This is a genomic window from Streptomyces sp. NPDC002573 (genome assembly GCF_042889625.1).
Lineage (GTDB): Bacteria > Actinomycetota > Actinomycetes > Streptomycetales > Streptomycetaceae > Streptomyces > Streptomyces gibsoniae.
Genome location: NZ_JBIARC010000268.1, coordinates 1 through 1408, shown reverse-complemented (window position 1 = coordinate 1408; position 1408 = coordinate 1). Strand labels below are relative to the sequence as shown.

At 65.9% G+C, this 1408-nt stretch carries 1 protein-coding gene; it reads left to right on the top strand.

Annotated elements, in window-relative coordinates; genetic code table 11:
* The first annotated feature begins 146 nt into the window (after window positions 1-146).
* Window positions 147-1388 carry an IS256 family transposase gene (locus ACFYX0_RS47850; protein WP_388982158.1) on the top strand — a complete coding sequence of 414 codons (1242 nt, stop codon included), beginning with the start codon at window positions 147-149 and terminating at the stop codon, window positions 1386-1388.
* Window positions 1389-1408 lie beyond the last annotated feature (20 nt).

The following is a 1408-nucleotide window of genomic DNA, read 5'->3' as shown; positions in this document are numbered from 1 at the left end:
GATGGTGTCCCGCTGGTTGGTGCAGCCGATCACTGTGAGGGCGTGCGCCGGGACGTGTGCTCACGCGGGTTGCGCTCCCTGCCTGTGGAGCGGGCCACCGTGCAACTCTCCCAAGTGAACTGCCAGTTCAACGCGGGAGGTGCAGGGTGGCCCTGTCCCAGTATGACCTACTCCGACTGCTGGAGTCACTACGCTCAGCGGACGGACTCGAACTCGTCCGGTCCGTGGCCGAGAGGATGCTCCAGGAACTCATCGAGGCCGAAGCCACCGCGAAGATCGGCGCGGAGTGGAACGAACACACCGACACACGCACCGCCTATCGCAGTGGCCACAGGGACAAGACGCTGACCACCCAGGCCGGCGACCTGGACCTGGCGATCCCCAAACTGCGATCGGGGAGCTTCTTCCCCGTACTGCTGGAGCGGCGGCGCCGGATCGACCAGGCCCTGTACGCAGTGATCATGGAAGCCTACGTCCACGGCGTGTCCACCCGCTCGGTCGACGACCTGGTCAAGGCCCTCGGCGCGGACAGCGGGATCTCCAAGAGCGAGGTCTCGCGGATCTGCCAGGACCTGGACGGTCAGCTGACCGCGTTCCGCACCCGTCCCCTGGACCACATCCGCTTCCCGTATGTGTATCTGGACGCGACCTACTGCAAGGCGAGGGTCGCGCACCAGATCGTGTCCCGCGCCGTGGTCATCGCCACGGGAATCACCGAGGACGGCGGCCGCGAGGTGCTGGGGGTGATGGTCGGCGACAGCGAGACCGAGGTGTTCTGGACCCAGTTCCTGCGTCACCTGCGCGAACGCGGACTGGCCGGGGTTCGGCTCGTGATCGGCGACCACCACAGCGGCTTGGTCAAAGCCATCCGCAAGGTCATGCTCGCGGCCGCCTACCAGCGGTGTCGTGTCCACTTCCTGCGCAACGTGTTCGGCGTGATCAACAAGGATGCGGCAGAGATGGTCGCGGCGACGATTCGCACGATCTTCGCCCAGCCCACCGCCGACGCGGTCGGCACCCAACTCGACACCGTCGCCGACATGCTCGGCACACAGTTCCCGAAGGTCAAAGCGATGCTGCTGGAGGCGAAGGACGACCTGACCGCCTTCGCAGTCTTCCCGGAGCGACATTGGAAGAAGATCCAATCGACGAACCCGCTGGAGCGGATCAACCGCGAGGTCAAGCGCCGCACCGACGTCGTCCAGGTCTTCCCCAACGACGACGCACTTCTGCGGCTGGTCACCGCCGTGCTTTTCGAACTCCACGACGAGTGGATCGCCTTCCCCCGCCGCTACCTCCCCGAGGGCAGCATGGACCAGATCTACCCCGCCAAGCTCCCCGAAAGCGCCCCCGCACTACCCAACACCCCGAACACGCCCACCCAATGATCGGCTGCACCACCAGAAGG